Annotated in this window: 13 protein-coding genes and 1 pseudogene; 6 read left to right on the top strand and 8 right to left on the bottom strand. The window is 70.9% G+C overall.

Annotation, left to right across the window (positions count from 1 at the left end):
• Positions 1-454: 454 nt before the first annotated feature.
• The 4 genes from ACWD0J_RS23280 to ACWD0J_RS23265 form a co-directional block, all read right to left on the bottom strand.
• Entirely contained in the window at positions 455-2065 is a 1611-nt protein-coding gene (locus tag ACWD0J_RS23280; RefSeq protein WP_451497727.1) for an ABC transporter ATP-binding protein, read from the bottom strand.
• Positions 2062-2877, bottom strand: a complete 816-nt coding sequence (locus ACWD0J_RS23275) for an ABC transporter permease (RefSeq protein WP_451497726.1) — start codon at positions 2875-2877, stop codon at positions 2062-2064. Before ACWD0J_RS23275 ends, ACWD0J_RS23280 begins: the two co-directional genes overlap by 4 nt.
• Before the next feature lie 97 nt (positions 2878-2974).
• Positions 2975-3943, bottom strand: a complete 969-nt coding sequence (locus ACWD0J_RS23270) for an ABC transporter permease (protein WP_451497725.1) — start codon at positions 3941-3943, stop codon at positions 2975-2977.
• 38 nt (positions 3944-3981) lie between these two features.
• Positions 3982-5517 carry an ABC transporter substrate-binding protein gene (locus ACWD0J_RS23265; protein WP_451497749.1) on the bottom strand — a complete coding sequence of 512 codons (1536 nt, stop codon included), beginning with the start codon at positions 5515-5517 and terminating at the stop codon, positions 3982-3984.
• A 285-nt stretch (positions 5518-5802) separates the two neighbouring features.
• Between ACWD0J_RS23265 and ACWD0J_RS23260 the strand changes: the two genes are divergently transcribed.
• From ACWD0J_RS23260 to ACWD0J_RS23240, 5 genes are read left to right on the top strand one after another with little or no spacing between them, the layout of a single operon-like run.
• Entirely contained in the window at positions 5803-6792 is a 990-nt protein-coding gene (locus ACWD0J_RS23260) for a TauD/TfdA family dioxygenase (protein WP_451497724.1), read from the top strand.
• On the top strand, positions 6789-7811 hold the full coding sequence (locus ACWD0J_RS23255) for an ornithine cyclodeaminase family protein (protein ID WP_451497723.1): 1023 nt from the start codon (positions 6789-6791) through the stop codon (positions 7809-7811). Before ACWD0J_RS23260 ends, ACWD0J_RS23255 begins: the two co-directional genes overlap by 4 nt.
• Positions 7808-9190, top strand: a complete 1383-nt coding sequence (locus ACWD0J_RS23250; RefSeq protein ID WP_451497722.1) for an alanine racemase — start codon at positions 7808-7810, stop codon at positions 9188-9190. Before ACWD0J_RS23255 ends, ACWD0J_RS23250 begins: the two co-directional genes overlap by 4 nt.
• A gap of 13 nt (positions 9191-9203) precedes the next feature.
• Positions 9204-10253 carry a cysteine synthase family protein gene (locus ACWD0J_RS23245; protein ID WP_451497721.1) on the top strand — a complete coding sequence of 350 codons (1050 nt, stop codon included), beginning with the start codon at positions 9204-9206 and terminating at the stop codon, positions 10251-10253.
• 54 nt (positions 10254-10307) lie between these two features.
• The gene (locus tag ACWD0J_RS23240; RefSeq protein WP_451497720.1) at positions 10308-11726 is read left to right on the top strand and encodes an MATE family efflux transporter; all 1419 of its coding nucleotides are present in this window, start codon (positions 10308-10310) and stop codon (positions 11724-11726) included.
• Positions 11727-12205: 479 nt separating this feature from the next.
• Here ACWD0J_RS23240 and ACWD0J_RS23235 read toward each other — a convergent pair whose 3' ends face one another.
• On the bottom strand, positions 12206-12763 hold the full coding sequence (locus ACWD0J_RS23235; RefSeq protein WP_451497719.1) for a hypothetical protein: 558 nt from the start codon (positions 12761-12763) through the stop codon (positions 12206-12208).
• Positions 12764-12790: 27 nt separating this feature from the next.
• Positions 12791-13021, bottom strand: coding sequence for a hypothetical protein (locus ACWD0J_RS23230; protein ID WP_451497718.1), 231 nt, complete (start codon positions 13019-13021; stop codon positions 12791-12793).
• 11 nt (positions 13022-13032) lie between these two features.
• On the opposite strand from ACWD0J_RS23230, the pseudogene ACWD0J_RS23225 reads away from it, so the two are divergent.
• Positions 13033-14274 (top strand): annotated as a pseudogene (locus tag ACWD0J_RS23225) (DEAD/DEAH box helicase); the annotation flags it as partial.
• Positions 14275-14332: 58 nt separating this feature from the next.
• On the opposite strand, the gene ACWD0J_RS23220 reads toward ACWD0J_RS23225, so the two are convergent.
• Both ACWD0J_RS23220 and ACWD0J_RS23215 read right to left on the bottom strand, forming a co-directional pair.
• A complete protein-coding gene (locus ACWD0J_RS23220; protein WP_451497717.1) occupies positions 14333-14740 on the bottom strand; it encodes a PIN domain-containing protein in 408 nt (135 codons plus the stop codon).
• On the bottom strand, positions 14737-14970 hold the full coding sequence (locus ACWD0J_RS23215) for a type II toxin-antitoxin system VapB family antitoxin (protein ID WP_053672219.1): 234 nt from the start codon (positions 14968-14970) through the stop codon (positions 14737-14739). Before ACWD0J_RS23215 ends, ACWD0J_RS23220 begins: the two co-directional genes overlap by 4 nt.
• Positions 14971-16853: the final 1883 nt, after the last annotated feature.

Below are 16853 nucleotides of genomic sequence, written 5' to 3'. Positions count from 1 at the left end.
GACTGCGGTGCGACCAGCGGTCGTTGGGTGGCGGACGTACTCGCGTGACGCCTCCCTTCCGGTCCGACCCGCGCGGCGGAGGCACGGGAAGTCGCCCCGGGCGGGCCCGCCGAGATCCTCGAAGCACTCCTGATCCGTCGGCCGCGGGTCCGGGTCCCGCCCGCCTCACCCCGTCGTGACCGGCGGGAGCGTCACGTTCCTGGTGCCGGTGTGGGAGCGCGCTCGGTGCACGGGCGCTGCGGAGAGGGTCCGCACCGGCGGTACTGCGCCGAAGTGCCGTTCGGCGCGGTCGAGCGCGAACGCCGGGATCGTGGCGGCGGCCTCAACGCGACCTCGACGCGGCCTCGACGCGGCCTCGACGCGGCCTCGATCGCGGCCCGCCCAGGCGGGGCGGACCGAGCCCGGACGGCCCTCGTCAAGGCTGGGCCTTCTCCCCGGAGAGAGGCCGAGTACGTCACGTCATCCTCACCGGGGTCCGCAGGAGAGCCCGGGTCGCCGCGTGGCCCGGAGCGGCGAAAACGGCTGCCGTGCGGCCGGACTCGACCGTGCGGCCCGCGTCGAGGACGGTGACCGTGTCGGTGCGGTCCGCGATGAGCGGGAGGTCGTGGCTGATGAGGACGAGGGCCGTGCCGCGCTCCTCTCGCAGCCGGACCAACAGGTCCATGACCGCCTCGGCGGTGGCGGAGTCCAGCGCCGAGGTGACCTCGTCGCAGATCAGGACGTCCGGATCGGCGGCGAGCGCCCGGGCGATGGCCACGCGCTGACGCTGTCCGCCGGACAGTTCGTGCGGATACCGGTCGGCGAACTCGGGCGGCAGACCCACCTGTTCGAGCAGCTCCAGCACGCGCGCGGCCACGTCGCCCGCCCGGCACCGCCGGTGCAGTCGCATCGGCCTGCCGACCGTGGCGCCGGCCGTGCGGCTGGGGTTGAGCGCACTGAGCGGGTTCTGTGTGACCAGCTGGACCCGGCGCCGCTGTTCGCGGCTCCGGCCGCGCAGTCCGGTGCTCAGCGGCACCCCGGCGAGGCTCATCGTGCCGGCGGTGACCGGCTGCAAGCCGACCACGGCACGGACCAGTGTGGTCTTGCCGGAGCCCGAGGCACCGACGATCCCGGTCGCCGAGCCGGGCGCGACGGCGAGGGCGACGCCGTCCAGCGCGGGGGCCTGCGAGCGACGGCCGAAGGTGACGCGGAGATCGCGTACGTCGAGGACGAGTTCGCTTGCGGCCGGGGGCGTCTGCCGCTCCGGCGGTACCTCGGCCGTACGGGCTGCGGCGGTCGCCCCCGTACAGGTGCCGGTGTACGCGCCGGCGGTGCCGGTGTGCGCGCCGGCGTACGTGCCGAGTTCCACCACCTCGTCCGCGATGCGCTCGACGAGTTCGGGGTCGTGGCAGGAGAGCGCGACGGCGAGGCGGTGCTCGGCTGCAAGGTGCCGTAGCAACGCGCCGATCTCGTCGCGGAGTTCTGGGTGCAGCCCGGCGGTCGGCTCGTCCAGGAGCAGGACTTCGGGGCGGCGGGCCAGGGCACGGGCGAGGGCCACTCGGCGCTGCTGTCCGCCGGACAGTGCGGCGGGGCGACGGGCGGCGAGGGCGCCGTCGTCCGGCAGCCGTACCTCGGCGAGGAGCGTCCGTATCGCCTCCGGGGTCCGGTCGTCGGCGAGTTCCCGGAGCAGGGAGCGGACGCGCATCCGGGGATTCAGCCCCGAGCCGGGGTCCTGGCCGACGTAGGCGAGCCGCTCGCGGCGCAGGGCGCGCAACTCCCGTTCGGGCAGGGCGAACACGTCGTGACCGAGGACCTCGACCCGGCCGGCGGTGCGTCGCGTGCCGGGCGGCAGCAGTCCGGTGAGGGCCCGCAGCAGCGTGGTCTTGCCGGAGCCGGAGGGGCCGGTCAGGGCGACGACCCGGCCCGGGTGGAGGGCGAGTTCGGCGTCCTGGAGGACCACCCGGCCGTCGGGGGCGGCGACGGTGAGGCCAAAGACCCTGACTGCCGCCTCGGCAGGGGAGGTCGCGGTGCCGTCGGAGGCCGGGTGGTCGTCGTCCTTCCGGTACCGGTCGGGTAGGTGGCTCACAGAACGGTCACCGCCTTCCGTCCGGTCTGCGGGGCGAGGGCCGCCGCGGCGAGGTTGACGCTGAGGGCGAGGAGGCCGATGGCGATGCTGGGGGCGACGACCGCCCAGGGGTTGAGGAGGATGCCGGAGGAGTTCTCGCGGATCATCAACGCCCAGTCGGCTGCCGGGGGTTGGGGCCCGACCTGGAGGAACCCGGCGGTGGCGACCAGGTAGACGGCGGCGACGAAGCGCAGGCCGAACAGGGCGAGGAGGGTGGCGCGCAGGTTGGGCAGCACCTCGCGCAGGACGAGGTGCCAGAGGCGTTCGCCGCCCGCCGCGGCGGCCTCGACGTATCCGGAGGCGGCGACGGGTGCCGCCGCGCCGGCCGCGAGGCGCACCGCGTACGGCACGCCGAGCAGTACGGCGGCGGTGATGACGGCGAGCCGGCCGCCGTCCGGCCACGACAGGGTGACCAGGAGGATGCCCAGCACGGCGGGCAGCAGCATCAGCACGTCGGCGACCCGTTCCACCAGGCGCCCGACGCGCGGCCGCAGGGCGCCCATCGCACCGAGGACCGCCGCGCTGCCGGTGACGAGCACCGCGACGAGCAGTGAGGAGAGCACCAGCTCACGCCCGCCGGCCAGCAGCCGCGTGAGGACGTCCCGGCCGAGCTGGTCACCGCCGAGCACGGCATCGGCGCCCGGTTCCCCGTACGGCGCGGTGATGGGCGCGTCGATGGCGTGCGGCGCGAGCCACGGTCCGGCGAGGGCGAGGCAGACGAGCAGCACGGCGGGCAGCACACGGAGGAGCGTGGCACGCGTTCGGGGGGTCATCGGCGGCCTCCGGCATCGGGAGTTCCGGCATCGGGAGTTCGCGCATCGGGAGTTGCGGCATCGACGGCTACAGCGTGCGTCGGCAGCCGTCCAGGGCTCATCGCCGTGCTCCCGCCGTCAGGTCGCGTACGAGGTCGGCCAGCAGCAGTACGCCGGTGATCACCGCGCCCGACAGCGCGGTGACACCCGCGATGACGGGGCTGTCGCGGTCGGTGACCGCGGAGGCGAGGACGGCGCCGATGCCCGGGTAGTTGAAGATGGTCTCCACCACGACGGCGCCGCCGAGGAGCATGCCGGTGGAGGTGGCGAGGCCGGCGGTGATGGTGGGCAGGGCGCCGGGCAGGACGTGGTGGCTGAGGACGCGGTGGGGTGGAAGGCCGTCCAGGACGGCGGTCTCCACGTGCGGCGCGCGCGCCTCGTCGGCGAGGGCGGCGCGCACGATGCGTACGTTCCAGCCGGCCTGCGGGACGGTCAGCGCGAGCGCGGGCAGGATCAGCATCTCCCAGGAGGCGGGGGTTCCGTCGGCGTCGGCGATGGTCACGGCGGGCAGCCAGCCGGTCCACAGGGACAGCACGAGGACCAGGGCCACGGCGACCACGAACTCGGGGAGGGCCAGCACGGCGGTGGCCGTGCCGGACACCGCCCGGTCGACCCGGCCGCCCGGCCGGAGCGCGGCCCAGCAGCCGAGGGCGGTGGACAGCAGGGCGGTGAGCAGCAGTGCCAGGCCGCCCAGCAGCAGCGTGTTGGGGAAGGCGGTCGACAGGAGGTCCGTGACCTTCTCGCCGCGTGCCGAGGTACCCAGGTCCCCCGTGGGCAGGCCGCTCATCCAGTCCCAGAAGCGTTCCAGGACGGGCCGGTCGAGGCCGAGCAGCCGGCGCCGCTCCTCGGTGTCGGCCGCGCTCTCGCCGCGCTCGGAGGTGGCCGTCGCGGCGTCGCCCGGCAGCAGTCCGACCGTGCCGAAGACCAGCGCGAGGAGCACCGCGAGCAGGACCGCCCGCTTGAGGACGACGAGGCCGACCCGGGCGAGCAGCCGGACGGGAGCGCGGGTCGGCCGGGCCCTGTCCACCACGGGAGAGGGCCCGGCCGGCGCGGCTGTCTCAGGCGTCAACGGGCCAGCCACGCCTGTTCCAGCTGGACCCTGCCGTAACCGGGGAGCGTGGGCAGCCCGTGGACGGCGGACCCGGCGAGGTCGATGCCGTCGGCCATGCCCCACAGGAGATAGCCGGAGCGGTCGTACTCGATCTTCTGGAGCTCCTTCAGCAGCGCGGTGCGCTCGCCCGCGCCGGCGGTGCCGATGGCCTTCTCGTACGCCGTGTCGAAGGCCTCGTCCTTCCAGCCGGCCTCGTTCTGGCCGCTGTCGGAGACCATGGTCTTGCTGGCGAAGAAGACCACGGAGTCGTTGGTGCCCCAGTAGGTGGTGTAGAGGTCGCCCTTGAGCCAGGTCTTGTCCCAGAAGGTCCCGGACTCCTGCTTGACGACCTTCACCTTCACCCCGGCCTCGCGGACCTGGGTGGCGAAGAGGGTGGCCGACTCGGCGAGGCCGGAGATGTCCTCGGTGGTGTACAGCTCGTACGTCTTGGAGGTGTCGAAGCCCGCCTCCTTCAGCAGTTCCCTGGCCTTGGCGAGGTCGCGGGTGCGCTGCGGGAGGCCCTTGTCGTAGGCGGGGTCGCCGGTGCCGAGGACGTCGTTGGCGACGGTGCCGTAGCCGGAGAGGACCTGCTTGACCATGGCCTCGCGGTCGACGGCCAGGCGCAGCGCCTCACGGACCTTCGCGTCGGCGAACGGGCCGTCGGCGGTGCGCATGACGATGGGCATCGCCATGTCGTTGGGGCGGCGGATCGTCTGGATGTCCCCCCGGCCCTCGGCCGTACGGGCGGCGACGGCGCCGACGTTGGAGGCGACGTCGATCTGGCCCGCGAGCAGGGCACTGGCCATGGCCTGCGGGCTCTCGAAGATCTTCACCTCGATGGCGTCGAGGTACACCTCACCGCCGTACCAGTCCTCGTTGCGGACGAGGCGGGCGTTGCCGCCGCGGAACCAGTCGAGCTTGAAGGGGCCGGTGCCGGGGGCCTTGGCGATGTCCTTGTCGGCGGTGCCCTTCGGTATGACGAAGGTGGTGAGCCTGGTCAGCAGCGGCAGTTCGGCGTTGGCGTAGTCGCAGACCAGGACGACGGTGTCGGTGCCCTCGGCGCTGATGTTCTTCTCCTGGATGCCCGGCAGCCGGGAGGCGCCGGCCGGGGTGGCGCGCAGGCGCTTGAGCGAGAAGACGACGTCCTCGGCGGTGACCGCCGAACCGTCGTGGAACTTCGCGCCCTTGGCGATCGTGAACCGCCACGTCTTCAGGTCGTCGGAGGCTTTCCAGCTCGCCGCGAGCCGGGGCTCGGTGTTGGGCTTGGCGCCGGGGGCGGTCAGTGTGTCGTAGAGCAGGCTGATGATGAGGTAGTCGCTCTCGTTGGCCTGACTGCCGTGAGGGTCACGGGTGATGGCGCCCGCGCGACCCAGCGCGCCGACCCGCAGGGTGCCGCCGGTACGCGGCCGGGCCGAGTCGCCGGTGGCGGACCCGGTCGGCTCCTTGTCGCTTCCGCCCCCGCAGGCGGTCAGCAGGGCGCCCGCGCCGATGGCGCCGCCGACCCAGAGCATGTGACGTCGCGTCAGCTCCACTTGTTCCTCATTTTCCCGCAGTTGGCTGGATAACTGAGCCTTACCTACCCTGTGTCGCGCCTGTACGACAAGACCGCGAACAGTGTGACATAGATCTTTCTTAGGTAAGCCTTCCCTGTTTCCTGTGGACTGGCTATGTTTCCGACGGGCTACCCGAGGCCGCCCCGGACCACCCGGTCCTCTCCGGGGAAGCCTTCTCCGCCATGCCCGTGGACCACTGCACGCGCCCCGCACCGCACCCGCACTGGAACGGACGGATCCCCCATGCCCTCGGGAATCGCCCCCGCACGCCTGCTCGATCCCGACTCGGTGGCCGAACTGACCGCCGCCGCCCGCACCCTCCTCGCCTCGTTCGACGGTTCACCGACCGACCCCGGCCTGCTGGCTCACATCCCCGCCGTCACCGCCTCGTTGAGCGAGCCGATCCGGCACGCCTGCCGCCCCGTCGACACCGCCGACGGCCTGTTCGTCCTGCGCGGGCTGCCCGTCGACGACGCGGCGATCGGTCCCACCCCCGGCCACTGGTCGACCGCCGGGGACGCGGGTGCCGTACACGATGTCGTCCTGCTGCTGCTCTCGACCGTGATGGGCACCCCCATCGCCTGGGAGGGCCAGCAGGACGGCCGGTTCGTGCACAACATCGTGCCCAGTCCCGGCCACGAGGAGGAGCAGACCGGCGCCAGCAGCAGCGTGCTGCTCAGCCCGCACACCGAGGACGCCTTCCACCCCGGCCGCGCCCACCTCCTGGTGCTCGGCTGCATGCGCAACCCCGACTCCGTCGCCACCACGGCAGCCGCCGTCCGCCAGGCCGAACTGTCCGACGGCGACGTGGAGGTGCTCAGCCGTCCCGTTCTCCCGATCCTGCCGGACGACGCCTACGAAAGGGCGCGAGAGTACGAGGGCGAACCGCCGGCCGTACCCACGCTGTGGGCGGCGGAAGACGGTCTGACCCTGCGTTTCGACCCGGCCTACACACCGCTCGACCGGGCGCCCGAGGATCACCGTGCCGCCTACGCCCGCCTGGAGGACGAACTCGCCCGCGTCAGCGTGGCGGTGAGCCTCGATCCCGGTGAGGTCCTGGTCGTGGACAACGACCTGGTCGTCCACGGCCGTGTCCCGTTCACGGCCCGCTACGACGGCACGGACCGTTGGCTGAAACGTTCCTCCGTGCGGGTGCGGGGCCGTCGGACCCGTCCGCCGGCCGAGAAGTCGGAGCACGGATACGGCCAGGCCGCAGTGGAGGCGTTCGCATGACCGACACCGGCACACCCCAGGGGAGCAGCATGGCAGCCGACGACAAGACCCTGCGCGTGCTCAGCACCAGCGACGTGGCCGGCATAGACATCACGCTGCCGGACGTGGTCTCCGTGGTGGAGCAGGCGTACCGCACTCTGGCCGACGGCCGCTCCGACAATCCGCGCAAGCTCACCGTCAAACCGCAGGACGGCCACTCCGTCGCGTACGCGATGCTCGGCCGGGACGGGGTGCGCGGAGTCGTCGCGGTCAAGACCTCGTACAAGTACGGCCTCCACGAGGAGCGCGACAAGCAGCACTACTACACGACGCTGACTCTCTACGACGACGAGACCGGCCTGCCCGTCGCGATGATGGACTGCGGCCGCGTCGGCGCCCTGCGCACCCCGGCGGTCTCCGCGCTCCTCGCCCGTGAACTGGCCGCCCCCGGCAGCCGCAGCGCCCTCGTCATAGGCACCGGCACCCAGGGCCGGCTCGCCCTGCCGTTCCTGCTGACGACCCTGCCGGACCTGGACCGGCTGATGCTCTTCGGCACCCACCCGGACGGCATCCGGGCCGTGCGCGAGCAGTTGCGCGCCCACTTCCCCGACCGCGAGCTGGAGGTCGTGACGGACCTCAGGGCGGCCGCCGGGGACGCGGACGTGGTCCTCGCCACCGCCGGGCCGGGCACCCCGGCGTCCGTCGAGGCCGACTGGCTCAAGCCGGCCGCCCTGTCCGTACTGATCGGCTACGGCATCGCGCCCTCCACCCTGCACAAGGCCGACCGGGTCATCGCCACCAGCGAGGCGCAGATGCGCGTCACCGGCACCGACATGGCCGACGCGGACGGTCAACTCCGCCAGGTCCACGCCGAGTTCCCCGAGGTGCTGGCGGGCCGCGCCGAGGGCCGTACGGACCCCGGGCAGCGGATCTTCGCGTACAACAGCGGGCTGGTCGTCACCGACATCGCCCTCGGCCACCGCTTCGCACAGCTCGCCCTCGCGCAGGGGCTGGGCACGGCGGTGCCGTTGTGGACGTGACCACCGCGCTCTCCTCCCACCTCGCCGAGGAGGTGCGCGCGCTCCTCGCCCCGCCGGGCAGCGCCCTCCTGCACGAGCTGAGCCACGGCCTCGGCGGCCCGTACCACGTGCTGTTCCCGGAGCGGTTCGACGCCAACTCGGCAGCGTTCCGGGAGGCGTTCGCCGAAGCGGGTGTCGACGGGCGGGTCTACTACGCCAAGAAGGCCAACAAGGCCGCCACGTTCGTGGAACGGGCGGCCGTGGCCGGGCTCGGCGTGGACGTGGCGAGCCACGGGGAGCTGCGCGAGGCGCTGGCGGCGGGGGTCCGCGGCACGGACCTGGTCCTCACCGGCCCGGCCAAGGACGACCGACTGCTGCGCGTCGCCGTGCTGCAGGGCGCCCTCGTCGCCGTCGACGCCCTCGACGAACTCGACCGCCTCCTCGCTCTGGCCGCTGAGCTCGGCCGCCCCGCCCAGGTGTTGCTGCGCCGACTGCCGCCCGGGCAGCCGCACAGCCGCTTCGGCCTGGACGACGGCGAGATGGAAACGGCCCTGCGCCGCTGCCGCACCGAGCACGTGGACATGGCGGGGTTCAGCTTCCACCTGTCCGGCTACGACATCCGTGAACGGGCCGATCTGGCCGCCGAGTCGGTACGGCTGTGCACGCGCGCCCGGACCCTGGGGCTGCGGGCCGACCGGGTCAGCGTCGGCGGCGGCTTCGCGGTGGACTACGTGGACGCGGAGAGCTGGAGCCGCTTCCACGAGAGCACCCGCCCCGAGCACTTCCACGCGCACAAGACCTTCTCCGGCTACTACCCGTACCACTCCCCCGTGGCCGGAGCCGCCGCCCTGCGCGCACTGCTCGCGACGACACCGGCGGGCGAGGACCGGAGCCTCGCCGAGCTGCTGCGGACGGCCGGTGTCACCCTGCTCGTCGAGCCGGGCCGGGCGCTGCTGGACCAGGCCGGCTGCACGGTCTTCCGGGTCCAGGGCACCAAGGAACGCGACGGCTACGGCATCCTCACCGTGGACGGCAGCAGCCTCAGCCTGTCCGAGCAGTGGTTCGACAGCGAGTTCCTGCCGGACCCGGTGCTCGTGCCGTACGAGCGGCCGGACCTCGCCGACGCCGGCCCCTACCCCGCCTGTGTGGGCGCCGCCACCTGCCTGGAGTCGGACATGCTGACCTGGCGCAAGATCCCCTTCCCGGTCCGGCCGGCGGCGGGCGATCTGCTGGTGTACCTCAACACGGCGGGCTACCAGATGGACTCCAACGAGTCGCCGTTCCACGAGCTGCCGCTGCCGCCCAAGGTCGTCGTCGACACCCCCTCGTCCGACTCCGGCCGGACCCGGTCCGCCTCCGACTCCGCCCGTCCCCGCTGGCGTCTCGACCGCCACCCGTAGGGAGTTCCCCGCCATGAACCACCACCCCCTGCACCGTCCGGCCATCGTCCGCCAGGTCTCCGAACTCATCGGCGCCACCCCGCTGTTCGAGCTGTGCCGCACCGAGAGCGACGCACGGCTGCTGCTGAAGCTGGAGCAGTTCAACCCGACCGGGACGGCGAAGATACGCATGGCCCGGCAGATGGTGACCGACGCCGAGGAGCGCGGACTGCTGCGCCCCGGCGGCCGGATCATCGAGTCCACCTCCGGCAACACCGGCCTCGGCCTCGCGGTCGTCGCCGCCGAGCGCGGCTACACGTTCACCGCCGTCGTCGACCACCACGCGTCCAAGGACAAGCTGCGCGCCATGCGGGCCATGGGCACGGAACTCGTCTACGTGGCCGACGAGGGCGACGACGAGCTGGCCACGGCGGCTCGCGAGGAGCTGGCGGAGCGGATGGCCGCCGAGTCCGACAACGCGTACTTCACCGAGCAGCACAACAACCACGCCAACGCGGTCGGCTACCACCCGGTGGCCCGGGAGCTCGACGCCGCGCTGGACGGCCGTATCGACGTCCTGATCGGCGCGGTGGGCACCGGCGGCGGGCTGTTCGGCACCGGGGGCGAGCTGCGCAGGACCGTGCCCGGCGTCAGGATCGTCGGCGTCGAGCCGAAGGGCTCCATCGCGTTCGGCCCGCCCGCGCACGATTACCACCAGTCGGGCACCGGTACGCCCGAGGGCGCCACCATCGGTGCCATGGTCGACTACGAACTGCTCGACGAGGGCGCGAAGGTCGGCGACATCGAGGCGTTCGCCACCGCCCGGGCCGTGGCCCGCCGCACCGGGCTGCTGCTCGGCGGCTCGGCGGGCGGGGTGGTGCACGAGGCGCTGACCCGGATGACCTCGCTGGCGCCGGGGACGACTATGGTCGCTCTGATCAACGACGGCGGGGAGAAATACCTGGACACCGTCTTCGACGACGACTGGATGAGCGCCCGCGACCTGCTCGCCCCCGACGTCGAACGCGAGGTGGACGAACTGCTCGCCAAGCTCCGCCGCGTCGCGCCGGAAGCCCGGGGGTAACAGCCCAGGGACACCTGCCCGGTCGTACAGTCCCCGCACCCAGGAACGGAACCGATGCCGCCCGCCCTCGCCCGCCTCCTCGGCGACAGCCGCGCCCTCGCCTCGCTCGCCGTGCCGCTGGCGCTGACCCAGCTCGCCCAGGTCGCCCTCACCACCACCGACACCGTCATGATGGGCCTGCTCGGCACCGAGGCCCTGGCGGCGGGCGGCCTCGCCATGGTGATCTTCAACCAGTTGCGGACCATGGGCGTCGGCATGGTCACCGCCGTCGGCAACCAGGTCGCGGCGGCCGACGCGCGGGCGGAATCCGCCGGGGACGGCTCCGGTGGCCCCGGCAAGGAGGCCGCCGAGGAGGAACTCCGGGACCTCGTCCGGGCGAGCCTGCTCCTTTCGACCCTGGCGGGTCTCGCGGGTGCCGTCCTGATGGTGCTCATCGGGCACGCCGTGATCTGGCTCGGCCAGGACCCGGACGTGGTCGACGCCGCCAAGCCGGTCCTCTACACCATGGCGCCCGGTCTGATCCCCTGCCTGTGGTTCCAGGCGATACGGCAGTTCACCGTCGGCATGCGCCGCCCCCAGGCCCTGCTGCGCATCACCCTCGCCTCGATCGCGGTCAACGCGGGCCTCAACTGGGCCCTCATCCACGGCACCTGGATCTTCCCCGACCTGGGCCTGCCGGGCATCGGCCTGTCCACCAGCCTGGTGTACGCCCTGTCGTGCCTGGCCCTGTACTTCTCCGCCCGGCGCGACGCCCGGCTCGCCCCGGTGCTGTCGCTCGCCATCTGGAAGACCCGCCCGGCCACCCTGCGCCGGCTCACCGGCCTGGGCACGCCGATCGCCGCCACCTACGGCTCCGAGGCGGGCTTCTTCTTCGTCGTCGCGCTCTTCGCGGGCAGCTTCGGCACGGCCGCGCTGGCCGCGCACACCGCCGTCAACCAGCTCGTCTACATCGTCTTCCAGGTCGCCGTCGGCCTCTCCCACGCCGCGTCCATCGGCGTCAGCCGGGAGCTGGCGCTGCACGACCTGGCCGCGGCCCAGCGGCTGAAGAGCACGGCCCTGGCCTGCGCGGCGACTGTGATGGCCATGGTCGGTCTGGTGTACGTGACCCTGCCCGGCCTAATCCTCGCCCCCTTCTTCGACAGCGGTGACGACAGGGCGGTCGAAATCGCCACGCAGCTGCTCCTGGTCGCCGCGGTCCTGCAGTTCTTCGACTGCGCACAGAACATCGGCGTCGGTCTGCTGCGCGGCCTCGACGACACCAAGGGCGGCTTCCGCGTCACCCTCGTCGGCTACTGGCTCGTCGGCCTGCCCGCCGCGGCCCTCCTCGGCCTCGCCATCGGCCTGGACACCCTCGGCATCTGGCTCGGCCTCCTCACCGGCCTCGCCACCACCGCCGTACTCCTCCTGCGCCGCTTCGACCGGGGCCTCGGCCGGCTGCCCCGGTCGACCGAACCGGCGCCGTCCCAGGCCTGATCGCCAAACGCCGGGCCTGAAGGGGGTCATGGCCGACCGTCGGCGCCGATGTGTGGTGACGGCAGCATGTGCGGTGACGGCAGCGTCCCGTGCCCGCGCTCGGGACGATGCGCTGCGCCAAAGTCCCGAACCCGAACGCCCGATGAGACGTTTCCGCAGGTCAGGCGCGCGGACGGTGGGGCGGGTGGGACTCAAACCCACGGCCGACGGATTATGAGTCCTTTGGGGAGCTTGGCGGCCTTTGCCGATCAATGCCAATCTTGGCCGTTTCCCCCGGTCAGACGAGGTTTGGCGCCCCACTCTTCCTCTGCCCTTGTCAGTCTTTTCCGATCCTTGTGTCCAACCAGCGTCCAGAACGCGTCCTGGAAGGACAAGCCCGGCCGACCCAGGGGCCGTCTCCCTCAACTGGGAGACCGGCTCCGAAAGGGTGCACAGCGGATTCCCCTTCCGGATGCACAGAGGCTCCGCCACAACACCTCTCACACTCCCGGCCGCCGCACCGGCACCGGCGGCGATGTCGAGGCCGGCCCCGACGGAGTGAGCGCGACATCCGCGAGATCGATATCGCCCCCCGCTATGACTTTGCCGAACAGCCACACCAGCCGCGTCGCCCGCGCCACCCCCAGGGCTATGGCCACTTCGGCCAACCAGTGTGTCCCGCCCGGGTCCCGCTGCGTCGTGTCGAGGATGATGGCCAGCAGGCACAGCCCTGAGATCACCAGCGTCGCGCTGAGGATGCTCATCCAATTCCGACGGAACTGCGGCCCCTGTACAGGATGTGTGCGCAGCGTGCGCATCCGTTGCCCGGTGGCTGCGGCATACAGGGTGACGGCCGCGGTGATGAAGCTGCCGACGACGGCGGCGACGGTCGCCGTCGCGGTGTAGGCAGCGATCCTCTGTTCCCTGTCGGGCCAGGCCAGCACATCCCCGCCACCTGCGATCTGCACAACCGCCGCATGCACGCCGGTGACCGACAACACGAGGACCCAGTCCACCGTCGGCCGCCCCACCCATCGCCGCCACAGCCAATCCAGCACGTCGGCCCCCAACTCCTGCGCTGCCGCTCAGGTTAGCGGCCGGTACTGACAGGTTTCCTGGAGCGCGCGTTCATGTGTACGGGCCGCGGCGAAGATCGCGTCGACGGCGTAGTGCAGATCGACCGATCGACCGTCGGTGAACGCGATCGGCACTTCGCACTGCGCTGTGATGCGGTGTGCCAGGAAGTCGAGCGGCTCGTATTCCAGGGACTGTCGGTGTGGGTCCCGGATGGCGACCTGGCCGCTGACCGAGCGCACCACACCCGAGGGCCATCGAGCCGCTGCTCGACGGCTCGGACGCTGTTCTTCTGGCTCCGACCGCCGGCGGGAAGACCGAGGCCGCCTCCTTCCCCCTGCTTTCCAAGATGGCGCAGGAGAACTGGACCGGCACCTCGGTGCTGTATGTCTGTCCGCTGAAGGCGATGCTGAACAACCTTCTGCCGCGCCTGGAGACGTACACCTCCTGGCTGGGGCGGACCGCCGCCCTGTGGCACGGAGACGTGTCGCAGCCGCGCCGCAAGAAGATCCTGCGGGACCGGCCGGACGTACTGCTGACCACTCCGGAATCGCTGGAAGCGATGCTCGTCAGCACTAATGTCGATCACCGGGCGTTCCTCTCAGGACTGCAGGCCATCGTCGTCGACGAGGTGCACGCCTTCGCGGGGGACGACCGGGGATGGCACCTGCTGGCCGTGCTCGAGCCTCTGGACCAGGACGGAGGGATGCTCTTCATCGGTCCCGAAGCAGAACGCCGTTTCGGCTACCGACACTTCATGGACCTCACCGCGGTGTTCACCGCGGCTCCGGAATTCACGGTGCTCGCGGGCCGTACAGAGATCGGCACGACCAATCCCGCGCTGCTGACCGAGGAGGTGACGGGTCCTCGGCGCCTCCTCCTCGCCGGACAGAGCTGGCAGGTGACGTACATCGACTGGTCCCGGCGGCGATGCTTCGTCGAACCGGTCGACGGCGGCGGCAAGGCGCGCTGGGGAGGAACTGGTTCCGGCCGGACCGCCTCGTACGAACTAACTCGCGCGGCACGGGAAGTACTCCTCGGCGCCGACCCGCCGGTCGCCCTCACCGGGCGCGCCAAGGCCGCGCTCACCCAGGCACGCGAGAGCAGCTCGGAACTGGTCCACCCCGACGGGACGGTGGTCCTGAGGGGCGGGCGCGACACCAGTGTGCGCTGGTGGACCTGGGCCGGCTACCGGGCCAACGCCACTCTGCCCGCCACACTCACCACGGTCGCCGATCCCCTCCAGAGGCCGACAGACACCTGCATCCGACTTCGCGAGGACGTGACGCCCGCAGAATGGAGGAAGGTCATTTCGGAAGCCGCCGATCAGCTGTGCCTTCCGGCAGTGGATGCGCGTGCGCTGAACGGCCTCAAGTTCAACGCCGCACTGCCGACCCGGCTCGCGGAGGCCACCCTTGCCGCACGGCTCGCGGATCTGGGCGGCGCAACGGCTGCGCTCAGAGGACCGACCAGGTTCACAGTTCTGGGGCAGTGACTTGGGCATCGATCATCGAGGGGCCAACAGGCCGACAACGTGAACCGGCCCCTGAAGATCAGGCTCGTACGTCCCGCTGCTGAACTTCCTTGAGCACTCCGGCCACCGTCACGAAGTCGTTGTCCACGTGGAGAACGGTGTGCCCATGGTGTACAGCTGTCGCACACACCAACAGATCGATCGCCTCAGCCGCCCGATGCTGGCCCCGCTGGGTCAGTTTGTACTGTGCGGTGTCGACCCAACGCCAGGCGTTCTTCGGAACCGGAGAGAGCAAGCAGAGCGCATCCAGTTCCTCCGCGAGCTCATCCCGATGGGACGGGCTGGTTGCCGAGTAGAGAAATTCGGCACGCGTCGGCTCGCAGAGGTGGAACACCCCGGCGGCAATGTGTCCCTCCCAGGGCCGCAACGCACCTGGGGTGCGAAACAAGTGCCACAGAGCCGAGGTGTCCACCAGATACGTGATCACTCGAAGGCCTCACGTCGCGCACGCTTCTCCGCGTCATGCGCCGCCGCGGCCTGCTCGAACTCACCACGTGCACCTCGCGCGGCCAACTTCTCCGCAGCCTCAAGCCGCTTGATCCGCGCCACGTAGTCCCGAAGGGCCGCGTTGACGGTCTCCTTCTTCGTCGTGACGCCCATGAGCCGCATGGCCTCGGCCAGCGCCTCGTCGTCGAGATCAATCTGTGTGACGGACATCGGACACCTCCAACACCCACGATGTATGCACCCAAGATACATCACCAACATTGGCTCGGCCATCGATCACGAACAGACCACGCGAGGGAAGTGCGCCGGATGCCAGGGCGTTTCCATGGGCCGCTTCCCGCCACGGGGCGAGCGGACAGAGACCTGCTCGACGTCGACACGAAATACCGCATAGGCGCCATGCCCGACTTGATTGAAATCGGCGTCCAGAAATTTGTCCAGACGATCATGAAATCATGATCAACACGGTGTCGCCAGGATTCTGAGACTCTCGCCCCGACCAGAGAAGTGCCTGGTCAGAAGATTTCTCCCCGCGTGGCGAGCAGTGGGGCGGGTGGGACTCGAACCCACGGCCGACGGATTATGAGTCCTTTGAGGATCTTGGCGACCCTTGTCGATCAATGCTCACCTTGGCTGTTTTCCCAGGTCAGACGTGGTTTGGCGCCTCAGTCCTTCTCAGCCCTTGTCAGTCTTTTCCGATCCTTGTGTCCAACCTGCGTCCAGAACGCGCCCTGGAAGGACAAGCTCAACCAGCTTCCGAGACGATCGCCCCAGCTCGGGAGTGCGCCTCGAACTCGCCCGCAGCGGATTTCCCTTCCAACGCGCGAAGGCTCCACCCCGGCAGTCGGGGCGGAGCCTCTATGACCGGTGTCGTTGGCCAAGACGTCTGAACAGAGCATAGCCAGCCTTCAGGCTGACCGTTCTTCAGGGGCACACCGCGCTGCTGGGAGGTCGCTCTCGACAGCGAGCTCCCTGCCAGCTCACGGAAGAGTTGCCTCCGCGCAATTCACCTCCGCTCGCGCTGAGAGCAGCGCGAACACGGCGAGATCGGGCCCGTTCTGGGCGGTTCACCTCCGCTCGCACGGAGAGCAGCTGTCCGCCCTGAGCGTGGCCTTCTTCTCGCCCGGCCTCCGCTGGCGCGGAGAGCAGTTGGCGCACGGGCCTTCGTGGATCCGCTCGAACGGTTCACCTCCGCTCGCGCGAAGAGCAGACCCTGCTCCCTCTCTACCTGCCGCGAGGCGTCGGTTCACCTCCGCTTGCGCGGAGAGCACGTCATACCGAGCATGACGGTGGTCTTGCAGGACGGTTCACCTCCGGTTGCGCGGAGAGCACGAGTCCCGCTTCTCGATGATCCTCTCGTCGATCGGTTCACCTCCGCTTGCGCGGAGAGCACAAGATGGTCATCCAGCCCATCGAGGTCCAGGACGGTTCACCTCCGCTTGCGCGGAGAGCACGCCCGGTGACGGCCGCACTCGATGCGCGACAGCGGTTCACCTCCGCTCGCGCGGAGAGCACTGGCCCCGGGCACGGGATCTTGAAGCACGGCGGTTCACCTCTGCTCGTGCAGAGAGCACTTGCCCGTGTACAGATCCTTGAGGGTGATCCTCGGTTCACCTCCGCTCGCGCGGAGAGCACATGCCCGCACCGTATAGGGCATCGCCCACCGTCGGTTCACCTCCGCTTGCGCGGAGAGCACAGAGGCACGGACCCGGCGCCGGGTTCGTTGAACGGTTTATCTCCGCTCGCGCGGAGAGCAGGCCGTCGGTGTCCTCCGAATTCAGCCCGACACCGGTTCACCTCCGCTCGCGCGGAGAGCACGTGGCGCTCCACGCCCACGCTGCGGCAGTCGTCGGTTCACCTCCGCTCACGCAGAGAGCACTGGCCCCAAGCACGGGATCTTGAAGCACGGCGGTTCACCTCCGCTCGCGCGGAGAGCACATCGTCCGCTCGAAGCCAGCGACCTCGTCCTGCGGTTCACCTCCGCTTGTGCGGAGACCACGTGATCTTCACCAGGTCGTTGGTGATCGGCTCCGATTCACCTCCGCTTTCGCGGGGAGCACAGCTGGTAGTTCGTCACCTGCTCGTGCCGGCCC

It is taken from the genome of Streptomyces sp. NPDC003011 (assembly GCF_053591515.1).
The sequence above is the reverse complement of the archived record's forward strand: the minus strand, read 5'-3'. Positions and strand labels throughout refer to the sequence as shown.